Consider the following 21,320-nt stretch of genomic DNA (forward strand, 5'->3'; position numbering starts at 1 on the left):
GCTTGTCATATAAATATCTTACATGGCTAAAAGAAAAATACTTTTCTTCTAGGGAATTTAAGATAGAATAGATTCAACGTTTCACCTGACCCGTCAATTGTCTGGTTTTGTCCCGGGAACCCGAACCCTTTCCAGGACGCTTGCAGTGCCGCCATGGCACGCCGCAAGTCCGCGAAGTTTTGCGGAAGCCACGCCCCCGACCGCTCATTCTTGCAATTCTTGCGCTATGCCGACACGCCTCAATGCAGCGTGTATTCAGCTCAAGCGCCTTCACGCCTGTTGCGCCCGTTGAATACTTATTGACTGGATACCCATTATGAAAAACTTGCCTAAAATCGCTTTGTCCCTGATCGCCGTTGGTGTGTTTGCCCACGCGAACGCCAGCACCATCACCGTTTCCACCGGCTACTCGAATGCCGGCGCGCAAGCGTCCGCCGCCGCTTACCAGTCCGTCGTGAATGCCGCCGTGGCCACGCCGGGCGCCGGCTATGGCACGACGACGATTGCCAGCTACAACAATGTCACGAATAGCAGCCTGTTCGGCAGCGGTTCGAATATCGCCTTCAAGTCGGTGATCAACTTTGGCGTCAGCGCGGCCGATGCGGGCGCCTGGAGCTTCCGCAGCGGCGTCGACTTCGGCAAGGGCGGCGCCCTGTTCCTCGACGGCGTGGCGCTGGACTTCAAGAGCAGCGACCTGTGGTGGGCCGGTAACTACAATAGCAGCAGCCAGTTCCTCGCCGGTTCGGGCACCTTGGCTGCAGGCAATCATACCTTGAGCATCTTTGGCCTGGAAGGCTGCTGCGATGGCGGCCAGCAAGTCCAGTTCAAGGCGGGCAACAACAATTTCGCCAGCTTTTCCAGCACCGATGGCCTGGTCTCGGCCGTGCCGGAACCAAGCACCTATGCCATGCTGCTGATCGGCCTGGGCTTGCTGGGCTTCACGGCGCGCCGCAAGCAGGAAGCCAAGTTTTAAGCGCACATCCCGAGCGCACGTAAAAAAGCCCGCCGCTCCGTCAGGATGCGGCGGGCTTTTTGCTTGATAGCGGCTTAGTCGCCGCTGTCTTCGTCTTCGTCGGCGCCCTTGGCCGCCTGGCCGCGCTCGGCATCGACGGCGCGCTGCAGGCTGGCCGCGTCGCGGAAGAAGGCGTCCGTCGTGTGATCCGGGCTCAGGCGCAAGGCTGGCGGGTAGATCACGGCCATGTAGGCCTCGTCGGCCAGGCGGCCGCTGGCCTGCAGGTTGCTCAGCAGGATCAGGGTCGAGCCGACGATGGCCAGCACGACGGCGACGAGGCCGAAGCGGCGCGGATGCTGCGGCTTGATCGTGCACAAATGGTAATAGATCATCGCGCATACAATGACGATGAACATATGCCGTCCGTAGCGCGTCAGCACTTCCAGCGACAGCGCATACGCCGTCACATTGCTGCCCAGTTCCCACACTTCCATGGCCAGCAAGCCGCAGCCGATGATGAACAGGTGGCGGCCGAAACGCGCCCCATGGCCAAACAGGCGGTTTGCCACGGCCCAGATCGACGCCCACACGAGGCCGCCGGCCAGCGCGTAGGCGATGATCATCAGGTAGGAAATCGGTTCGAAGGCGTCCGCGTCGCTCAGCCAGTTGCTGAAGGCGGCCGAGGCGCCGATCATGGCCAGGCCGGCGATGGCGGGGCGCAAGCCTTCCCAGTCGTGCCGGGTCGTGTCGCCCAGTTCGGGCGCCACCGGGTGGTCGCTGGCGCGCACGCGCAGGCGCGTGTGGCCCAGGCGCACGATGCTGTTGCCCGTCATGGCCACCTGCAGTTGCCGCTGGCCCCGGTGGATCACGCCATTCTGGCTGCCCAGGTCGCGCAGCAGCAGGCCGCCTGCGCCGTCGTCCTCGACGATGGCGTGCGCGGCGGCCGTATGGGCGTCGTCGAGGATGAAGTCGTTGTCGTAGCCGCGCCCGATGCGGATCGGCAAGGTGGCTATGCGCTGGCGTTGCCGCACTTCGCCATTGTCGGCGAGGATTTCGATGAAGTATGGTGCTTTCATGGCTTGCGGCGGCTTTCCCGCGACAGCGCTTCGAGGAAGGTGCGCGTGACGCGCATGCCGTTGGCGTAGGACACGCCGCGCGCGTCGATGCGGCTTTGCAGGCTCATGAGTGGCTCATCGGTGCTGGCGGCCAGCAGGGCAAAGTCGTACAGGCCGGTAAACTTGCGGTAGGCGCGCACGCACAGGACGGCGCGCAAGGGCAGGGTCTTGTTCTTGACGAATTGTTCGGTGCATTGCGGGCCCGTCAGGCTGGCGCTCTTGTAGCTGCCGAAACTTTCATTCTTGAACGAAGCGCTGGCCAGCTCGGAAAAGCGCAGGGCGCCCAGACCGCTGCTGCGCAGGAATTCGTGGCGCATCGACACTTGCCCCGTCTGCAGGGCGCCGGAGATGAAGATGGCCGATTCCATGGCGCAGCTGGTGTTGTCGAGCATGTAGGGCTTGTCGGACTTGACGTTGGAGCGGCCCCAGCAGCGCATCTGGTCGGACTCGCGCACGGGCACGCGGTACGGGCCCATGGCTTTCAGGCTCAGGGGCGTGTCGAGCAGGCGCGCCAGCATAACTTCCTGGTGCGCCAGCAGTTGCGCCGTCACCAGCGGCTTGAAGTCCTTCGGCGGCTTGCCTTGCTGCGCCACCTTGGCCAGCAATTGCTGGGCATAGCGGGCAGGCACGAGAAAACTGACGAGTTCGCCATCGAGGCGTTTCGACACATTCACGCCGGCCACGTCGCCATTCGCCGTGACGCTGGGGCCGCCGCTCATGCCGGAATTGATCGGTCCCGTAAACATCAGCTGGTCGTAGAAGCTGCGCGTGACGACGCCGTTGTACGAGCCTTCCGAAATGGCGAAGCCCAGGTCCAGCGGATTGCCCATCGAATACAGGTATTGCCCCTGCGTCAAGGGCGCCAGCCCTTCCGGCATCTTGAAGAAACCCGTGCCATGGCGGTTCACGCGCAGCACGGCCAGGTCGTGCAGCACGTCGACGGCCAGCAATTCCACGTTGCCGCGCTGGCCGCTGGTGTCGACCCATTCGCCCACGTAGGTATCGGGGTCGAGCGCGAATTGCGACACGACGTGATAGTTGCTCACCACCAGGTCGCCCGTGCCGATCAAAAAGCCGGAACCCAAGGACGACTGCGTACGGCCGTTTTTCAGCAGCACGCGCACTTGCAGGATGTCGGCGCGCGCCGCCGTGTACAGCTTTTGCGCGGCCGACGAGGGCGGCGGCAGGGCCGCATGTTCGGTGGCGGCGGGCGCGGCGGTGGCCGGCGGCGGTTTGATGGGGGGAGTCGAAGCGGTGGCGGCAGCGGCAGGCGCGGCAGGTGCAGGCGCCGCGGCCGCGTGGGCGCCTGCGGCAGCGCACAGGCTGGCCAGCAAGCAGGCGTAGTTAGATAATTTCATGCATCCTTTGTGCGTGAGCAGGAGCGCGGCCGGCGCGGCGCGGTATCGCGCACGCGCCGGCCCGGGGGACTACAGGGCGCCGTCTTCCAGCGCCGGCGCCGTTTGCGGCGTCATCATGTGACCGAGCTTGCTTTGCTTGGTATTCAGGTAGTGCTGGTTGAAGGCGTTGCGGTTGACCAGCAGCGGCACCCGTTCGGCCACCGTGATGCCCAGCGCTTCCATGGCGGCGATCTTGCGCGGGTTGTTCGTCATCAAGCGCAGGCTGTGGATGCCGAATTGCGCAAACATGGGCTTGCACAGGGTGTAGTTGCGCGCATCGGCCTTGAAGCCCAGCTGTTCATTCGCCTGCACCGTGTCGGCGCCCGCTTCCTGCAGGCGGTAGGCGCGGATCTTGTTGATCAAGCCGATGCCGCGTCCTTCCTGGCGCAGGTACAGCAAGATGCCGCGGCCTTCTTCGGCGATGCGTTTCAAGGCGCCCTCGAGCTGGGCGCCGCAGTCGCAGCGCTGCGAAAACAGCACGTCGCCCGTCAGGCACTCGGAATGCACGCGCGCCAGCACCGGTTCGCCGTTGCCGATATCGCCCAGCACCATGGCCAGGTGTTCCTTGCCAGTGGCGTGCTCGACAAAGGCGTGCAGGGTGAACTGTGCCCACGGCGTCGGCAGTGCGCAGGAAGTCGTGTAATCCAATTCGCCTGTCGCCAGGAGGTCTGCGCCGCTTTGCATGGTTGTGCTCATATAGGTAATTGTCAAAAATAAAAGGCGCGCGACACCACTCCGGTGCCGGCGCGCCCTGTCATCATACCAAAAAGCAGGGGAAGCCATTTCCCCTGGCTGAGATTTGAAAGCTGGAATGTCTGGAGATATTGCTCTAATTGCGGCCGGATCAGCCTTTTACAAGACGGCCGGCCTTGCCGAAGCCCCGCTCCACCAGCAACAGCATGCCGCCGAAGATGGACAGGTTCTTCAGGAAGTTCGTCAGCTGGTCCTGGAAGTGGGCCGCGTCCGCGCTCCAGAAGGCGTGGAAGATCACGGTGGTGGGAATCAGGAACAGCGCCAGGGCCAGCGCCGCCCAGCGCGCCTGCCAGCCCGTGATCAGCAGCAAGCCGCCGCCCACTTCCAGGGCGATCACGCCCACCAGCAAGATATTGGCGATTGGCAAGCCCTGGCTGGCCATGTAGCTTGCCACCCCCGCGAAGGCGCCGATTTTCAGCAAGCCCGAGACAAAGAACAGCACGCCAAGGGCGGCACGGCCGAGGGGCAGCAGCAGATCAGTGTTATTTTTCATAGTAATCCAATTGTTTTTATCAAGATTTGAGGTTGACTTGCGGTGCCTGGCAAAACCGTAGCGAGCGGCAGTGATTTGTGGCTAAGAAGCGCAACCGTACTTTGTACGGGGGCGCCGAGCCGGTGAGCATCGCAGGCCGCAAAGCGCGACGCGCAGTAGGTTTGGCCAGGTGCCATCATTTAGGCAGGTCGAAGAGGAGGAATTCCGCGTCTTCAGGCTGGGTGATTGTCACGACCGCTTCCTGCGTCAGTTTCAGCGCATCGCCCGCTTTCAAGGGCGTGCCGTTGACCACCAGGCTGCCGCGGATCAGGTGCACATAGGCGAGGCGGCCTTCTTGCAGCGCGTGTTCGGCCTGTTCGCCTTCCTGCAGGATGCTGGCGTAGATGGCCGCATCCTGGTGGATCAGCACGGAACCCTGGCGGCCGTCCGAGGAAGCGATCAGGCGCAGCTTGCCCCGTTTGCTGTCCGGCGCGAAGTGTTTCTCTTCATAGCTGGGCGGAATGCCCGTCACGTTCGGCTGGATCCAGATCTGCAGGAAGTGCAAGCCATCCGTGTTCGAATGGTTGAACTCGCTGTGGCGCACGCCGCTGCCGGCGCTCATGCGCTGCACGTCGCCGTAGTGCAGGACGGAACCGGTGCCCATGCTGTCCTTGTGTTCCAGCGCGCCGTCGAGTACATACGAAATGATTTCCATGTCGCGGTGGCCGTGCGTGCCGAAACCCTGGCCTGGCGTGACGCGGTCTTCATTGATCACCAGCAGGGGGCCAAAGCCCATGTGCAGCGGATCGTGATAGCTGCCGAAGGAAAAGCTGTGGTGGGAATTGAGCCAGCCGTGGTTGGCGGCGCCGCGTTCTTCGCTGTGACGAATCTGTAACATGGTGGACTCCGTTTCTATAAGTTAATGTGCGATAATTTCGAAGGACCGTTGCCTGGCGCTACGCCGCGGCTCTTTTCTGCCCTTCGCTGTACGATGGAGAAAGTATAGGCCCCTGTGTCGGGAAAGAAAAACGGAAAATCTTGCGACCTATGATCGAAAAAATCGAATGTTAAGACTGAGCCTGGAAGCCCTGCAAATCGTCGACGCCATCGACCGCCGCGGATCGTTCTCGTCGGCCGGCAAGGAGTTGCACAAAGTCCCGTCCACCATTTCCTATACGGTGGCCAAGCTGGAAGACGACCTCGGCGTGCAAGTGTTCCAGCGCAACGGCCCGAAAGTCATGCTGACGGCGGCCGGCCAGGAATTGCTGAAAGAGGGCCGCTACCTGCTGAAGGCGGCGCAAGACCTCGAACACCGCGTGCGCCGGGTGGCGTCCGGCTGGGAAACGGAATTGTCCATCGGCATCGACTCCATGTTTTCCGCCGTGGCCCTGGCCGACGACGTGCGCGCCTTTTATGACGTGGCGCAGCAGACGCGCTTGCGCCTGTCGCAAGACACCCTGTCGGGCACGTGGGAAGCGCTGCTGGACCGGCGGGCCGACTTGCTGGTGGGCGCGCCCGGCGATGGCCCGGCGGGCGGCGGCTACATCGCGCAGCCGATCGGCATGCTCGACTTCGTGTTTGCCGTGGCGCCCACGCATCCGCTGGCGCAGGTGGCGGAGCCCTTGTCGCGCGGCCACCTGCAGCAGCACCGGGCCGTGGTGGTGGCCGATTCGGCGCGCCAGATGGCGCCGCGCACGGTGGGCCTGCTGCTGGGGCAGGATGCCTTGAGCGTGCCGAACATGCAGGTCAAGTTCGACTACCAGGTGCTGGGGCTGGGCTTTGGCTTCCTGCCGGGACCGTGCGCCCGCGCCGCCATCGCGCGTGGCTTGCTGGTGGAAAAGGCCGTGGAAGAACCGAAACCGTCGGAAACGTTTTACCTGGCCTGGAGAGTGGGTGAGGATGGCGCGGCGCTGCGCTGGTGGATGGCGCGCATGCGCGAACCGGATGTGTTTGCCCGCCTGGCGCAGCATCTGCCGGGCCATTCGGCGTAGGTCTTAAAATGTTGACATACGCCAACATTTTTAAGTTACCATATTCACAGTATTTCCGCCCGACCTCCACGCCCCACAGTGGGATTTTGATGATTACACACACCGCAGTGCCCCTGATCTGTTCCCCTGACCTGGCCCTAGAGTGGGGTTGCCATGCTTGAGGCGAAGGTTGCGCTGTGCCTGCGCCTGGCCCAGGATGCCCGTGAACAGGCGGGGCCGCAGCAGGCCGCCACCCTGGCGCGGCTGGAGGAGGAGCTGGAGCGGCTGCGCGGCGCCAGCCGGCCCGTGGTGCGCGTGGCGCCCCCCGATGCCTTGCTGGAAATCGATCCCGACGGCTTCTTGATCGGCTGGAACCATGGCGCCGAACAGATGTTCGGCTATTCCGAGCTGGAAGCCCTGGGCCAGCACATCCTGTTCCTGTATCCGGAAGACGACGCGGAAGCGAGCGTGCTGGAATTGCATTTCACGCAGGGCGACGTGGCCACCGATGTGCGCCGGCGCAAGAAGTCGGGCATGGTGACGTGGCTGCGCATGCACCGCCACGTGATCCACGACCAGGTGGGCAAGGCGTGTGGCATGGCCGTGCGCCTGTCGGCCATGAGCGAGCCGCTGTCCGACGTGGACAAGGTAAGGTTGCACGCACGCATCATCGAAGACAGCGAGCAAGCCGTGCTGATCACGGATGCGGAAGAGCGCATCGTCTCCATCAACAGCTCGTTTAGCCGCATCACCGGCTATTCGCCGGCCGAAGCCATCGGCCGCACGCCGGACTTGCTGCGCTCGGGCGTGCACGATCCCGATTTCCGCGCCAAGGTGCGCGCCGCCATGCGCGGGCACGGTTCCTGGCGCGGCGAAATCATCGGCAAGCGCAAGAATGGCGAACTGTTCCCGCAAGACGTCACCATCAGCGTCGTGCGCGACGAATTCGGCGAAATCAGCCACGTGTTTTCCCTGTTTTCCGATATCTCCGTGCACAAGGATGCCGAGGCGCGCATGCAGCGCATGGCCAACTACGACAGCTTGACGGGCTTGCCCAACCGCTGCCTGCTGAACCAGCTGGTCGACCAGGGCCTGGCCGAAGCGAAACGCCAGGGCACGCATGGCGCGCTGATGGTCATCGACATCAGCCGCATCGGTTCCATCAGCGACACGCTGGGCCATGAAGTGGGCGACCAGCTGGTGATCGCCATCGGCCAGCTGTTCCGCGGCGCCTTGCGCGACGCCGACATCCTGGCGCGCGTCGACAACAGCAAGTTCGTCGTCGCCCTGTTGCATATCGAAAAGCGCGAACACGCGGCCAACGTGGCGCAAAAGCTGCTCAATTTGCTGGAAGCACCGATCAATATCGATGCGCACGCCCTGCACGTGGGCGCCAGCATCGGCATCACCGTGTATCCGGAAGACGGCCTGGAAGCGCCGGCCCTGTTCCGCTTTGCCGACGTGGCCGTGGCCAAGGCGGGGCAGACGATCGAATCGACCTTCCTGTTTTACCGCGAAGACATGAACCGCCGGGCCAAGGAACATTTGCGCCTGGAAAGCGAAATGCGCCTGGCGCTGGGCGACAAGGAACTGGAATTGCATTACCAGCCGAAAGTGAGCCTGGCCAGCGGACGCATCGTGGGCGCGGAAGCCTTGCTGCGCTGGAAGCATCCGATGCGCGGCATGGTCTCGCCCGGCCTCTTCATCCCCGTCGCCGAGGAAACCAGCCTGATTCTGGAGCTGGGCACCTGGGTGCTGGACGAGGCGTGCCGCCAGATCCGCAGCTGGGAAGACCGCGGCCTGCACATGCCGGCCATCGCCGTCAACCTGTCGGCGCGCCAGTTCGATGAACAGTTGCCGGCGCGCATAGCGGCCGTGCTGGAACGCTACGGCGTGCGGCCCGACCAGATCATGCTGGAAATCACGGAAAGCCTGTTGATGCGCGGCGCCGACAAGGTGATCGACATCATGAACCAGCTGGTGGCCATGGGCCTGGCGCTGGCGCTGGACGACTTCGGCACCGGCTATTCCAGCCTGGCCTACCTGAAGAAATTCCCCATCAGCACCTTGAAAATCGACCGCTCCTTCGTCATCGGCTTGCCGTTCGAGGAAAACGATTGCGCCATCGCCCGCGCCATCGTCACCATGGCGCAGCAGTTGCGCCAGGAAATCGTCGCCGAAGGGGTGGAAACGGCCGAGCAGATGCGCTTCCTGCGCGAACTCGGCTGCGACCAGCTGCAAGGTTATCTGTTCAGCCCGGCCGTGCCGGCGGCCGAATTCGAGCTGATGCTGGGTGAAGGCCGGCAGTTGCGGCTGGAAGAACTGGCGCTTTAAGCGCCACCCAGCTGCACTTTTTCCAGCAGATAATCGAGCATCACGCGCACCCGCGCGGGCACTTGCAAGCCCGGTCCCACGAAGACGGCGTGCACGACTTCCTTGTCGCCCGGGTTGTAGTCCTGCAGCACGGGTAGCAAATCGCCTCGCTCGATGTCGCGCAGCACGTGCTGGCGCGAAAAGCGTCCCAGCCCCATGCCGGCCAGCACCAGCTGGCGCATGCTTTCGCCATCGCTGACGCAGGTATTGCCCTGCGGCGCCACCTGTATCGATCCGCCCGCGCCATCGAGGAAGGGCCAGGTTTCGTTCTGGCAGCGAAAGTTAAACGCCAGCAAATTGTGCCGTGACAACTCCTGCGGCGTGCGCGGCAAGCCGTGGCGTGCCGCGTAGGCGGGCGACGCCACGACGACCATCGCATCCTCGCCCAGTTTGCGCGCCACCAGGTTCGATTCCTTCAGCTTGCCCGTGCGGATGGCGATGTCGGTGCGGTCTTCCAGCAGATCGACGATGGCGTCGCTGACGACGACGTCGAGCACGATGTCGGGATAGCGCTGCGCGAACTCGGGCAGGATGGGCAGCAGATGGCGCACGCCGAACGGCACGAAACAGTTGATGCGCAAGCGCCCGCGCGGCGCCGCCCCTTGCGATGCTTCGCGCTCGGCGCTCTCGATATCGTCGAGGATGCGCTTGCACTGGATAAAGAAGGCGTCGCCCTCGGGCGTCGTGTGCAGCTGGCGCGTGCTGCGCTGGAGCAGCCGCGCGCCGAGCCGCGCTTCCAGTCGATTGACGAGCTTGCTGACGGCCGACGGCGTCAAGGCCAGGCGGCGCGCGGCGGCGGAAAAGGCGCCCGTTTCCACCACGGCGGCAAACACGGCCATCTCGAACGCGCGGTTGATGTCTTGCCTGGCCATTATTGAATCCATTTCACAGGTGTTTCCATTATTGGAGTCTATATCAAAAGCGTTTGCATCGATACACTGGCTGGCTTGAACTCTGCCGGAGAAATACCATGACCACCGCAAACCCTGTTTCCACTTCAGCCAGCAAGATGCCGCCCGGCGTGCTGGCGCTGGCCGTCGGCGCCTTTGCCATCGGCGTGACCGAATTCATCGTCGTCGGCATCTTGCCGACCATCGCGAAAGATTTGCATATTTCCATCGAATCGGCCGGCTCGCTGGTCAGCCTGTATGCGCTGGCGCTGGCCATTGGCACGCCGCTGCTGGTGCTGCTGATGTCGCGCCTGCCGCGCAAGGCGGCCCTGCTGGGGCTGATGAGCGTGTTCCTGGCCGGTAACCTGCTGGCCGCCTTTTCGCACACGTTCGAACTGTTGCTGCTGGGGCGTGTCATCACGGCCGTGGCGCACGGCACGTTCTTTGCCATCGGCGCCACCGTGGCCGCCAGCCTCGTCACCAAGGCGCAGGCGGGCAGGGCGATTTCCGTGATGTTTGCGGGATTGACCCTGGCCATGGTGATCGGCGTGCCGTTCGGTAGTTTCCTTGGCAACTTGATGGGCTGGCGTCTGCCCTTCTTTGCCGTGGTGCTGCTGGCCGCGCTGGGCCTGGCCGCCATGGCGCGCTGGCTGCCGACCGGTTTGCAGCAAGGCAAGGGCGGCAAGGCCATGACGCAGCTGGCGGCGCTGGGCAGCGGCCCCATCCTGACGATGATGGCGATTACGACGTTTGGCTTTGGCAGCAGCTTTGCCGCGTTCACGTTCATCACGCCCATCCTGACGGATGTGACGGGCTTTTCCGCCACCATGGCCAGCGCCTTGCTGATCGTGTTTGGCGCCGCCACCTTTGCCGGCAACCTGGCGGGCGGCTACCTGACCAGCCACCTGGGCTGGCAAAAGGCCTTGCGCGTGATGCTGCTATTGCTGGCCGTCACGCAAGCGGGCGTGGCGCTGAGCATCAGTTCGCCCTGGATGATGACGGTGATGCTGTTCGTCTGGGGCGTGTTCGCCTTCGGCCTGTCGCCCGCCTTGCAGGCAGGCATGCTGGCCACGGCCGAGCGCTACACGCCGCAAGCCGTCGATTTCGCCTCGGGCCTGAACATTTCCGCGTTTAACCTCGGCATTTCCTTCGGTTCCATGCTCGGTGCGCTGATGGTCTCGCGCCAGCTGATGGCGTCGTCGCCCTGGGCCGGCGTGGCCGCCGCGCTGCTGGCCCTGCTGCCGCTGGCCTGGCTGGCGCGCAAGAACCTGGCGTCGCACGTGGCGGGTGCGGCTGCGCACTGAGGTTCAGGTATGCACGGCAACGGCCGGCGCCGGTTTCTTCATGCGCTGCGCCATGTAGGAGCTGCCCATCGACGCGGCCATGATCATGGCGATGGCCAGCCATTGCGGCGCGTCCAGCCGTTCGTCGAGCAGGATGAACGCCAGCATGGCGGCCACGGCAGGCTCCATGCTGCTCATGATACCAAACGCTTGCGGCGTCAGCCGTTTCAGGGCCACCATTTCCAGCGAGATCGGGATGGCGCTGGAAATGAGCGCCACGCCCAGGCCCACGCCCAGCACGACGGGCGAGAGCAGGGCGGCGCCGCTGTGCATCACGCCGACGGGCACCACCACCAGCGCGGCCATGGCCAGGCCCAGCGATACGGAATGGCCCGCATGCAAATGGCTGGCGCGCTTGCCGAAGACGATGTACGAAGCCCAGCAGACGGCCGCGCCCAGGGCGAACAGCACGCCCGTGGGATCGAGATTGCTGACGTCGTGACCCAGCGGCAACAGCAGCGCCAGTCCCGCCACGGCCAGGGCCACCCAGACGAAGTCGAGCGGGCGGCGCGAGGCCAGCAGCGCCACGGCCAGCGGGCCGGAAAATTCGATGGCGACGGCGATGCCGAACGGTATCGTGCTCAAGGCCATGTAGAAGCACAGGTTCGTCAAACCCAGCGCCGCGCCGTACAGGGCCACCGTGCGCAGGTCGGCGCGGCTCAGCTGCCAGCGCCACGGGCGCCAGAACAGCAACAGCAGCAGGGCGGAAAAGCCCACGCGCACGGCCGTCGTGCCTTGCGCGCCCACCAGCGGGAACAGGCTGTGCTTGGCCCACGACGTGCCCAGTCCCAGGCAGGTGACGGAGCCGAGGATGGCCAGCAGGGGAATCAAGGAGGAATAGCGGCGTAATGGCATGGTGATAAATGGCTTGATATCGAAGTGGTGAAAGTTTATTGTGTCTGCTCCGATATTTGCACTGCATTTTGACCTTTATGACGCAACTTTCGCTCACGCCTGCTGTCGCCCTCGACACCTTCGACCTGGCCATCCTCGATATCTTGCAGCGCGATAACACGACCTCGCAGCGCGAAATCGCCCAGGCCGTGCATTTGTCCGCGCCGGCCGTGCAGCGGCGCATCCGCCGCCTGCGCGAGAGCGGCGTGATCCGCAACGAGGTGGCCGTGCTCGACGCCAGTCGCCTGGGCCGCCCGCTGATACTGACGGTGGAAGTGCATTTGCACGACGAGCATCCGCAGCGCACGGCCGGCATGCGCGCGCGCATCATGGCCGAACCCGCCATCCAGCAGTGCTACGGCATCACGGGCGAGGCCGATTACCTGCTGGTCATCACGGCCAGCAGCATGGCCGAATACGAGGCGCTGACGGAACGCCTGTTCGGCGGCGACGACAATATCCGCCGCTACCGCACGTCGGTGGCCTTGACTTGCCTCAAGATGGGCTTGCACGTGCCGCTGACATAGAACAAGGGCCAGGCATATGACGCTCTCCAGCAAGAAGCAAGCGGCCGTGCTGGCCGCCATGCCCGCCAGCATGCGCGCCGCCGTGGCAGGCTACGACTGGGCGCGCGACAGCGTCGGTGAGTCGGACGCTGCCGTCTACCGCTTGCAGGGCAGGGATGGCGCGCCGGCCCTGTTCCTGAAACACGGCATGGGTGCCGCCGCTGCCGACCTCGCCGAGGAACTGGCGCGCCTGCGCTGGCTGGCGCAATACCTCCCCGTGCCGGCGGTGGCGCAATTTGCCCGCGCGGCAAGCCCCGACCAGGCATGGCTGCTGACGGCGGCCATGCCTGGCAACACGGCGTGCCAGGTGCTGGAAGAAAATCCTGCGCTGGATCCCGCCGTGGCCGACGCGCTGGCGGCCTTCCTGCGCCGCCTGCACGCGCTTCCCGTCAGCGACTGCCCGTTCGACGCCGGCCATGCCGTGCGGCTGGCCCAGGCGCGCCGGCGCATCGATGCGGGCTTCGTCGATGCCGGCGATTTCGATGCCGAGCGGGAAGGCTGGACGGCGCAGCAAGTGTGGCTGGCGCTGCAAGACTACCTGCCGCTCATCCCAGACCTCGTCGTCACGCATGGCGATTTTTCGCTGGAAAATATCCTGATGCACGATGGCGCCGTCGTCGGCTGCCTCGATGTGGGCCGGGCGGGCGTTGCCGACCGTTATCAGGACCTGGCCATCGTTTGGCGTGCTCTTGGTGAGTTGGACGCCGCGCTACCGCCAAGGTTTGTTCAGCAATATGGGATCGTTGATATCGATCAAGGCAAGCTGCAATTCCATCTGCTGCTCGACGAGCTGTTCTGAGTGCTGGCAGTCATCACGGCTCTTCGCGCTCGGCGTCGCGTTCGCGGCAACTCAAGGAGGCGTAATGGCCCTTGGGCAGCGTGGCCTGGATGGCCACTTCGCGCAGGTTTTTCCGGATATCGACGGGGTCGGTCAGGGTGCAGCGCTGGGCGCGGGCGAACGCCTGCAGCTTTTGCGTGCTGCCGTTGACCTTTACCGTCACGCCGGCCCCGGGGCTGACGCAGCAGCCTATGTATTGCGTGATGTATTCCTCTTCGATGAGCACCAGTTCGTGTCCCATGAAGCTGGCCGGTTTCTTGAGCAGGTAGTAATCCGTGTAGTCGAAGCGCTGGTTGGGGCGCTTGCCGATAAAACCTTCGCGCATGTAGGCGGCGATGGCCTTGCCGGAGGTGCCCACTCGCTGCGTCGTGCCCTTTTTCAGGTGCAGCGCATGGATCAGGCCGTTTTCGAGCCCCCCATCGGCAGCGGCAGCAGATGCTGCAGCGGCGGCGCTGGTGCAAGTGGCGGCGGCGAGCAGAAGAGCGCCGAGCAGGCGGCGGGTGCGGTATTCAGGCATGGGAATGATTTCTTGCATATATTTCACGGGTGGAGGAGAAGAAGCGCAGTGTAGCCCACGCCGGCCTGGGCGCGTGGCACAATGCGTGTTCCGCATGCCACTCACCCCAGGACTTTCATGACCCGCGCCATCCTTGACCAAGCCCAGATCCATTCCGCCGCCCGCCCTTTGATCGGCAGCAAGCACAAGGACATCGTGCGCGAAGTGCAGGCGGCCATCGCCGCGCACCAGGTGGTCGTCGTCGGCATGGCGCTCAATCCGTTTCCGCGCAAGGCGCGCAAGATCCTCGACGTGCTGGGCACGCCCTACCAGTACTTGCAATACGGCAGCTATTTGAACCAGTGGCACCGCCGCAATGCCCTCAAGATGTGGACGGGCTGGCCCACGTTCCCCATGGTCTTTGTCAACGGCGTGCTCATCGGTGGCGCCAGCGAATTGCACAAGCTCGTCGAAAACGGCGAGTTCAGCAGCATGCTGGCAAAGAAAGTGCGCGAGTTTTAAGCGCTGTCTTACTCGCCCGGCCGCCACGGCGACTTGCGCGTGCGCAAGGGGTCGAGCAAGCTGCGCAGATCGTTGTGGTCGAGCTCGTACATCAGCGCAATCAGACTGCCGAGTTCGCCCGAGGGAAAGCCCTCGCGCGCGAACCAGCCCAGGTAGTGGCCCGGCAAGTCGGCCAGCAAGCGTCCCTGATATTTCCCATATGGCATTTCGCGCGTGACCAGCAGCGCCAGTTTTTCTGAATTCATGGTGGTGACCCCGTGTGGATGCGGCCAGTGTAGCAGACCGCTCTATTATTGAGCTGTGCGCAACTATCTTCTGCCTGATGAGGTATTTTTCGAAACAAAGAAAACCCCGATACTGCATGCCAACATCATTTATCGGAGTTTGCCATGCCCATTGCCTTGCTCGCGCTGACCCTCAGCGCATTTGCCATCGGAACCACGGAGTTTGTCATCGTCGGGCTGTTGCCCACCATCGCCGCCGACCTGGGCGTCAACCTGCCATCGGCCGGCTTGCTGGTCAGCCTGTATGCGCTGGGCGTCGCCGTCGGCGCGCCCGTGCTGACTGCCCTGACGGGCAAGATTGCGCGCAAGACCTTGCTGCTCTCGCTGATGGTGTTGTTTACCTTGGGTAACTTGCTGGCCTGGAAATCGCCGGGCTACGAAACCCTCGTCATCGCCCGCATCCTGACGGGGCTGGCGCATGGCGTCTTCTTTTCCATCGGCTCGACCATCGCCACGTCCCTGGTGCCGAAAGACAAGGCGGCCAGCGCGATCGCCATCATGTTTACGGGCTTGACCGTGGCCCTGGTGACGGGCGTGCCGCTGGGTACTTTCATCGGCCAGCATTTTGGCTGGCGCGAAACTTTCCTCGCCGTTTCGGCGCTGGGCTTGATCGCCTTTGTCGGCAGCCTGCTGTACGTGCCATCGACCATCAAGCACAGCAAACCGGCCTCGCTGCTGCAGCAAGTGCAGGTGCTGGGCCAGCCGCGCCTGCTGCTGGTGTACGCCATGACGGCCGTCGGCTATGGCGGTTCCTTCATCGCCTTCACCTACCTGGCGCCGATTCTGCAGCAAGTGTCGGGTTTCAGCGCCGGCGCCGTGGGCGTGGTGATGCTCGTGTATGGCGTTTCCGTGGCGTTCGGCAATATCTGGGGCGGCAAGCTGGCCGACAAGAAAGGCCCTGTCAGCGCCCTGAAACTGATCTTCCTGCTGTTGGCGGCCGTCTTGTTGCTGCTCACCTTCACGGCGCCGCATCCCGTGCTCGTCGTCATCACCGTGCTGCTGTGGGGCGCCGTGGCCTTCGGTAACGTGGCTGGCTTGCAAGTGTATGTCGTGCAGCAAGCGGAACATTTCACGCCCCGTGCCGTCGATGTGGCGTCCGGCCTGAATATCGCCGCCTTCAATCTGGGCATCGCCGGCGGCGCCTGGGGTGGCGGCCTCATCGTGGAGCACCTGGGCCTCGTGCACACGGGCTGGATCGGCGCCCTCGTCGTGCTGGGCGCATTCGGCTTGACGGCCTTGAGCGGCCGCCTGGACCGTTTGAACCCGATCTCCGTGCGGCCCGCTGGCGCAAAAGCGATGCGTGCGACGGGGCATTGAGAAGCGGGGCGTCCGCTCGTTCTTGCTTCCGAGGTGCGGCTTGCCTGTAATCAAGCTGAAATATTTGTCGTTTATGCTCCGGCCTCGTATTCCAGCAGGTCTGTCCCACGATATTTATTTATAACGGAAGAAACAAAAAATGTCGAATTACGCCCCTGAGTCCTCACGCCGCCGCCTGTTGCAACTGTTTGCCGGTGCCCCCATGCTGCCTTTGGCCGGCTTGACCGGCGTCAGCGCTTTTCTGTCCGGTTGTGGCGGCAGTTCGGATAACGACGTGCCAGCGGTGACGCCGCCAGTCGTTCCTGCCGCGACGTTTACCACGGCGGAATTCACCGGCATGGCCGCGCCACTGGCGAGTTCGCCTGCCGCGCTGGCCACGACCACCGTCGGCTCCAAGCTCAAGGTCAATTTCAGCGATGGCAGCAGCAACAGCTATAACCTGGCGTACCAGCCTTTCTTCCTGACGGGCGACCGGGTGCCGGACGGAAAGGGCGGCACCGTGATCGCGGGCGGCTACTTCGACATCAAGAACCAGCCCATCATCGACAGTTCGGTGCCGGGCAAGGAACGCCAGTTCTTCTCGGATTCGCCGGACGGCAGCTCGATGCTGACGGTGGCCCACGCCAGCGTGAGCGGCGTCAAGGGCAAGCCAGTGTTTGCCGTGGTGCAATTTGAATACAATTCGCTGAACCAGGCCGGCGCTTCCACCTACGGCACGCTGCCGTCGCCGATCGCCGTGCTGAGCCTGGACCAGGACCAGACCACCGGCAAGCTGTCGCTGGTGAAATACCACAATGTCGATACCTCGCTGGTGAAGGGCCTGTGGATTACCTGCGGCGCCAGCCTGTCGCCATGGAATACCCATCTGTCGAGCGAAGAGTACGAACCCGACGCCTTCGACCAGGGCCTGGGTGGCCAGACCTTGGCCGTGCTCAAGGAATTCAGCAAGAACGTCTTCGGCGATACGACGACCGCCAATCCGTACGACTACGGCCACCTGCCGGAAGTGTCGGTCAACCCGGACGGCACCGGCAGCATCAAGAAGCACTATTGCCTGGGCCGCTACTCGCGCGAACTGGTGCAGGTGATGCCGGACCAGCGCACCATCCTGGGCGGCGACGACTATACGAATGGCGGGCTGTTCATGTTCGTGGCCGACAAGGTGGCCGACCTGGCCGCAGGCGGCACCCTGTACGTCGCCAAGTACACGACCCAGCTGACCGAGACCACCACCGGCAAGCTGCAATGGGTCAAGCTGGGCCATGCGACGCACGCCGAGATCAAGGCGTTGGTCGACGGCGGCATCAAGGCCACCGACATCATGGATTCGACCCTGGCCGATCCGTCCGACGCCAGCTACACGAAGATTGTGCTGAACAAGAAAACCGCCTGGGTCAGGGTCAAGGCCGGCCAGGAAAAAGCCGCCGCCTTCCTGGAAACCCACCGCTACGCGGCCCTGAAGGGCGGCAGCATGGCCTTTACCAAGAACGAGGGCACGACGGTCAACGCCAAGGACAAGATCGCCTACTCGGCGTATGCCAACATCCAGGATTCGATGGTCGAAGGCGGTTCGGGCTACGTGGCCGGCCACAACGTCAAGTTCAAGAAGCTGGTGGCGGGCGCCGTCGTGTCGCACAAGCTGACGGGCGGACAGAAGGATGACACGGGCGCGGCGATCGACAGCGAATGGGTGCCAAGCGAGTCGACCCTGCTGATCGCGGGCGAAGACATCGCGGCCGATGGCCTGGGCAACACGGCCAACCCGGCCAAGATCGCCAGCCCCGACAACCTGAAGTTCTCGGAAAAACTGCGCACCCTGTTCATCGGCGAGGACAGCGGCAACCACCTGAACAACTTCCTGTGGGCGTACAACGTCGATACCAAGAAGCTGGAGCGCCTGCTGTCGTGCCCGGCCGGCGCGGAATCGACGGGCCTGCATGCGGTCGACGAAATCAATGGCTGGACCTATGTGATGAGCAACTTCCAGCATCCGGGCGACGAGTGGAGCCGCTTCCCCGCCTTGCCGTCGGCGCTGAAGGATCAGATCAACATCATCATCAACACCAACTACAACAGCAAGGCCAGCGGTGCTGTCGGCTACCTGACGGCGGAACTGGCGCAGGTGAAACTGTCGAAATGATGCGCGTCAGCTGACGCCGCAGCGGGCACGCAGGGCAGGCAGGCGCAGGCCTTCTCTGCCGCTGCGTGCCCCTCGCCATCCGCTCCGTCCCTCGAACCGGGTGACGGGGCGTTTGGCGTGGCGGCGCCAGACGGACGGCTAACTTGCTGGCAGAAAACAGCAAAACGGGGGAAAATGGCGTTTCCCTCCCTTTAGCGTCCCCCATCATGTCCGATATTGCAGCTTCGCCGCCAGGCCTGCGCGCCGCCATCAATCCGAAACCGCTGGGCGTCGCCCTGTTGCTCATCCTGATCGGTGCGTGGTACCTGGCGCACACCGTCGGCATCAACCAGGCCGCGCTGTACGTGGTGGGCGCCTTGCTCGGCATTACCCTGTATCACGCGGCCTTCGGCTTCACGTCCGCCTGGCGCGTCTTCATCGCCGATGGCCGCGGCGATGGCTTGCGCGCGCAAATGCTGATGCTGGCCGTGGGCGTGGCGCTGTTTTTCCCCGCGCTGTCGGCCGGCACCCTGTTCGGCACGCCCGTCGCGGGCCTCGTTTCGCCCGCCGGCACGTCCGTTATCTTCGGCGCCTTCATCTTCGGCATCGGCATGCAGCTGGGCGGCGGTTGCGCGTCCGGCACCTTGTATACAGTCGGTGGGGGCAGCACGCGCATGCTCATCACCCTGGCCGCCTTCATCGTCGGCTCCGTGATCGGCACGGCGCACATGCCGTTCTGGACGGCGCTGCCGCAGCTCAAACCGATTTCCCTCGTCACGACACTGGGCCTGGCGCCCGCGCTGGCGCTGAACTGGATCGTCTTTGCCTTGATCGCCGCCATCACGGTGCTGGTGGAAAAGCGCCGCCATGGCAAGCTCGTCGCCACGCCCCTGCGCCCGGCGCAGGCGTCGCCCTGGCTGCATGGCCCGTGGCCGCTGGTGGCGGGCGCCGTCGCCCTCGTCGTGCTGAACTTCGCCACGCTGGCGTTGTCTGGCAAGCCGTGGGGCGTGACGTCGGCGTTCGCCCTGTGGGGTGCCAAGGCGGCCTCCGTGGTCGGTATCGACACGGCCAGCTGGGCTTACTGGTCCACCAAGGCGAATGCCGCCGCCCTTGCCGCGCCATTGACGCAAGACAAGACTTCCGTGATGGACATCGGCATCGTGCTGGGCGCCATGCTGGCGGCCGCGCTGGCCGGCCGCTACGCGCCCGTGTGGCGCATTCCGCGCCGCTCGCTGATCGCCGCCATCGTCGGCGGCTTGCTGCTCGGCTACGGCGCGCGCCTGGCCTATGGCTGCAACATCGGCGCCTATTTCAGCGGCATCGTCTCGGGCAGCTTGCACGGCTGGTTGTGGCTGGTGTGCGCCTTCCTGGGCAACGTCATCGGCACGCGTTTGCGTCCGTGGTTCGGCCTGGAAGTGGAAAAAGTCAAACCGACCGGCTGCTGACGCCTGATTGCCTGGGGGCATTGCTGTACGCTTTGTTGTATATTGCTGCCCCTGTTCACCTTTGCCGCCAGCGCAACATCCATGTCCCCAGTCATCCTGTTTGCCGTCGTCCTCGCATATTTCCTGATCTTGCTGGGCGTGGCATGGCGCACCTCGCGCCATGCCACCAACGACAGTTTCTTCATCGGCAACAAGGACAGCAACTGGATGCTGGTGGCCTTCGGCATGGTGGGCACGACCTTGACGGGCGTGACCTTCATCAGCGTACCCGGCGCCGTGGGCAGCAACGGCTTCGGCTATATCCAGCTGATGATCGGCTATGTGCTCGGTTACCTGGCCATCACCTTCATCTTGCTGCCGCTGTACTACCGGCTGCAGCTCACGTCGATTTACCGCTATCTGGAATTGCGCCTGGGGCGGCGCTCCTACCAGAGCGGGGCGGCGTTTTTCATCGTTTCGCGCCTGCTGGGCGCCACGGCGCGGCTGTATCTGGTGGTCAATATCCTGCAGGCAACTATTCTCGACAGCTTCGGCGTGCCGTTCTGGCTGACGGCGTGCGTCGTGCTGCTGCTGATCCTGATCTACACGTATGAAGGGGGCGTCAAGACCATCGTCTGGACCGATACCCTGCAAACGGCGTGCATGCTGGCCGGTCTCGTCATCTGCAGCGTGTTCTTGCTGCGCGAGATGGATTTGTCGCTCGTCGACAGCCTCGAACGCATGCGCGCGCAAGGCCTCACGCGCATCTTCACCACCGACCCGGACAGCCCCGCCTACGTGTGGAAGCATATTCTTGCCGGCATGTTCATCACCATTGCCATGACGGGCATGGACCAGGAAATGATGCAAAAGAACATCTCCGTGCGGACCCTGCGCGACTCGCAAAAGAATATGCTCAGCCTGACCGTGGTGCTGACCGGCGTGCTGCTGCTGTTCCTCTTCCTGGGCGGCTTGCTGCACCTGTACGCGCCGCTGGCCGGCGTGACGGCCACGGGCGATAAATTGTTCCCCGCCGTGGTGCTCGGGCATTTCCCCGCCGTGGTGCAGCTGATTTTCTTCATCGCCCTCATTTCCGCCCTGTTTCCCAGCGTGGACGGGGCGCTCACGGCCTTGACGTCCACCTTCTGCATCGACATCCTGGGCTTGCAGCGGCGGCAGGATTTGAGCCCGGCCGTGCAGATGCGCTGGCGCCGCAAGGTGCACCTGGGCTTTGCGGCCCTGTTCTTGATCCTGATCATGGCCTTCAAGTGGCTCGATGATCCCAGCATGATAGGCGTGATCCTGAAGCTGGCCAGCTATACCTACGGTCCGCTGCTGGGTTTGTTCGCCTTCGGCCTGCTGAGCCGGCGCGGCGTGCGCGACCGCTGGGTGCCTTTGGTGGCCGTGGCCGGGCCGCTGCTGTGCGCGCTGATCGAGCAGGAGCAGGCGCTGCTGTTTGTGCATTACCGCCTCGGCCTGGAATTGCTGATACTGAATGGTTCCCTCGTGCTGGGCGGCCTGTTCCTCATTTCCACGCCGCCAGGGCAGGGCGCCCAGGGCGCGCAATACTTGTCAAAATAAGACGAATCCCAAGG

The 21,320-nt window shown here is 63.9% G+C and carries 20 protein-coding genes; 11 read left to right on the forward strand and 9 right to left on the reverse strand.

Translation table 11 applies throughout. The features are described from left to right. Positions 1–316 precede the first annotated feature (316 nt). Positions 317–973 (forward strand): CCXG family PEP-CTERM protein, encoded by a 657-nt coding sequence (locus CLU94_RS21950; RefSeq protein ID WP_099667172.1) that lies wholly within the window; start codon positions 317–319, stop codon positions 971–973. Positions 974–1,047: 74 nt separating this feature from the next. Here the strand turns inward: CLU94_RS21950 and CLU94_RS21955 are convergent, their stop codons facing one another. The 5 genes from CLU94_RS21955 to CLU94_RS21975 form a co-directional block, all read right to left on the reverse strand. Further along, positions 1,048–2,028 carry an FHA domain-containing protein gene (locus CLU94_RS21955; RefSeq protein WP_099667173.1) on the reverse strand — a complete coding sequence of 327 codons (981 nt, stop codon included), beginning with the start codon at positions 2,026–2,028 and terminating at the stop codon, positions 1,048–1,050. Beyond that, the gene (locus CLU94_RS21960) at positions 2,025–3,425 is read right to left on the reverse strand and encodes a S1 family peptidase (RefSeq protein ID WP_099667174.1); all 1,401 of its coding nucleotides are present in this window, start codon (positions 3,423–3,425) and stop codon (positions 2,025–2,027) included. Before CLU94_RS21960 ends, CLU94_RS21955 begins: the two co-directional genes overlap by 4 nt. A gap of 69 nt (positions 3,426–3,494) precedes the next feature. Next, positions 3,495–4,148, reverse strand: a complete 654-nt coding sequence (gene ribA / locus CLU94_RS21965) for a GTP cyclohydrolase II (RefSeq protein ID WP_077407024.1) — start codon at positions 4,146–4,148, stop codon at positions 3,495–3,497. 160 nt (positions 4,149–4,308) lie between these two features. Further along, positions 4,309–4,710 (reverse strand): DoxX family protein, encoded by a 402-nt coding sequence (locus CLU94_RS21970; protein ID WP_099667175.1) that lies wholly within the window; start codon positions 4,708–4,710, stop codon positions 4,309–4,311. Between the two features lie 175 nt (positions 4,711–4,885). Further along, positions 4,886–5,587, reverse strand: a complete 702-nt coding sequence (locus CLU94_RS21975) for a pirin family protein (protein ID WP_099667176.1) — start codon at positions 5,585–5,587, stop codon at positions 4,886–4,888. 166 nt (positions 5,588–5,753) lie between these two features. On the opposite strand from CLU94_RS21975, the gene CLU94_RS21980 reads away from it, so the two are divergent. Then, positions 5,754–6,680: a LysR family transcriptional regulator gene (locus CLU94_RS21980; RefSeq protein ID WP_099667177.1), complete on the forward strand. Its 927-nt coding sequence runs from the start codon at positions 5,754–5,756 to the stop codon at positions 6,678–6,680. Between the two features lie 153 nt (positions 6,681–6,833). Beyond that, complete coding sequence (locus CLU94_RS21985; protein ID WP_099667178.1) at positions 6,834–8,993, forward strand: putative bifunctional diguanylate cyclase/phosphodiesterase; 2,160 nt, start codon at positions 6,834–6,836, stop codon at positions 8,991–8,993. Here the strand turns inward: CLU94_RS21985 and CLU94_RS21990 are convergent. Then, the gene (locus tag CLU94_RS21990) at positions 8,990–9,916 is read right to left on the reverse strand and encodes a LysR family transcriptional regulator (RefSeq protein WP_257218931.1); all 927 of its coding nucleotides are present in this window, start codon (positions 9,914–9,916) and stop codon (positions 8,990–8,992) included. The two genes, CLU94_RS21985 and CLU94_RS21990, sit on opposite strands and share 4 nt — an antisense overlap. A gap of 86 nt (positions 9,917–10,002) precedes the next feature. Between CLU94_RS21990 and CLU94_RS21995 the strand changes: the two genes are divergently transcribed. Then, positions 10,003–11,226 carry an MFS transporter gene (locus CLU94_RS21995; RefSeq protein WP_180278730.1) on the forward strand — a complete coding sequence of 408 codons (1,224 nt, stop codon included), beginning with the start codon at positions 10,003–10,005 and terminating at the stop codon, positions 11,224–11,226. Between the two features lie 3 nt (positions 11,227–11,229). Here CLU94_RS21995 and CLU94_RS22000 read toward each other — a convergent pair whose 3' ends face one another. Further along, positions 11,230–12,120 carry an EamA family transporter gene (locus CLU94_RS22000; protein ID WP_099667181.1) on the reverse strand — a complete coding sequence of 297 codons (891 nt, stop codon included), beginning with the start codon at positions 12,118–12,120 and terminating at the stop codon, positions 11,230–11,232. A 77-nt stretch (positions 12,121–12,197) separates the two neighbouring features. Here CLU94_RS22000 and CLU94_RS22005 point away from each other — a divergent pair, with 77 nt between their 5' ends. Next, positions 12,198–12,686: an Lrp/AsnC family transcriptional regulator gene (locus tag CLU94_RS22005; RefSeq protein ID WP_099668432.1), complete on the forward strand. Its 489-nt coding sequence runs from the start codon at positions 12,198–12,200 to the stop codon at positions 12,684–12,686. A 16-nt stretch (positions 12,687–12,702) separates the two neighbouring features. Beyond that, entirely contained in the window at positions 12,703–13,524 is an 822-nt protein-coding gene (locus CLU94_RS22010; protein WP_099667182.1) for an APH(3')-I family aminoglycoside O-phosphotransferase, read from the forward strand. A 13-nt stretch (positions 13,525–13,537) separates the two neighbouring features. Here CLU94_RS22010 and CLU94_RS22015 read toward each other — a convergent pair whose 3' ends face one another. Next, positions 13,538–14,080, reverse strand: coding sequence for a hypothetical protein (locus CLU94_RS22015; RefSeq protein WP_143451502.1), 543 nt, complete (start codon positions 14,078–14,080; stop codon positions 13,538–13,540). 117 nt (positions 14,081–14,197) lie between these two features. Here CLU94_RS22015 and CLU94_RS22020 point away from each other — a divergent pair, with 117 nt between their 5' ends. Continuing rightward, positions 14,198–14,581, forward strand: a complete 384-nt coding sequence (locus tag CLU94_RS22020; protein WP_099667184.1) for a glutaredoxin — start codon at positions 14,198–14,200, stop codon at positions 14,579–14,581. 8 nt (positions 14,582–14,589) lie between these two features. Here CLU94_RS22020 and CLU94_RS22025 read toward each other — a convergent pair whose 3' ends face one another. After that, positions 14,590–14,826: a DUF3820 family protein gene (locus CLU94_RS22025; protein WP_034749909.1), complete on the reverse strand. Its 237-nt coding sequence runs from the start codon at positions 14,824–14,826 to the stop codon at positions 14,590–14,592. Positions 14,827–14,970: 144 nt separating this feature from the next. Between CLU94_RS22025 and CLU94_RS22030 the strand changes: the two genes are divergently transcribed. From CLU94_RS22030 to CLU94_RS22045, 4 genes are all read left to right on the forward strand, one after another. Then, positions 14,971–16,182 (forward strand): MFS transporter, encoded by a 1,212-nt coding sequence (locus tag CLU94_RS22030; RefSeq protein ID WP_099667185.1) that lies wholly within the window; start codon positions 14,971–14,973, stop codon positions 16,180–16,182. Positions 16,183–16,321: 139 nt separating this feature from the next. Next, positions 16,322–18,322 carry a PhoX family protein gene (locus tag CLU94_RS22035; protein WP_099667186.1) on the forward strand — a complete coding sequence of 667 codons (2,001 nt, stop codon included), beginning with the start codon at positions 16,322–16,324 and terminating at the stop codon, positions 18,320–18,322. A 206-nt stretch (positions 18,323–18,528) separates the two neighbouring features. Next, positions 18,529–19,746 carry a YeeE/YedE family protein gene (locus tag CLU94_RS22040; protein WP_099667187.1) on the forward strand — a complete coding sequence of 406 codons (1,218 nt, stop codon included), beginning with the start codon at positions 18,529–18,531 and terminating at the stop codon, positions 19,744–19,746. Between the two features lie 81 nt (positions 19,747–19,827). After that, a complete protein-coding gene (locus CLU94_RS22045; protein WP_099668433.1) occupies positions 19,828–21,306 on the forward strand; it encodes a sodium:solute symporter in 1,479 nt (492 codons plus the stop codon). The last annotated feature ends 14 nt before the right edge of the window (positions 21,307–21,320 follow it).

This window comes from Janthinobacterium sp. 13, from assembly GCF_002749695.1.
Classification (GTDB): Bacteria; Pseudomonadota; Gammaproteobacteria; order Burkholderiales; family Burkholderiaceae_D; genus Janthinobacterium; species Janthinobacterium kumbetense.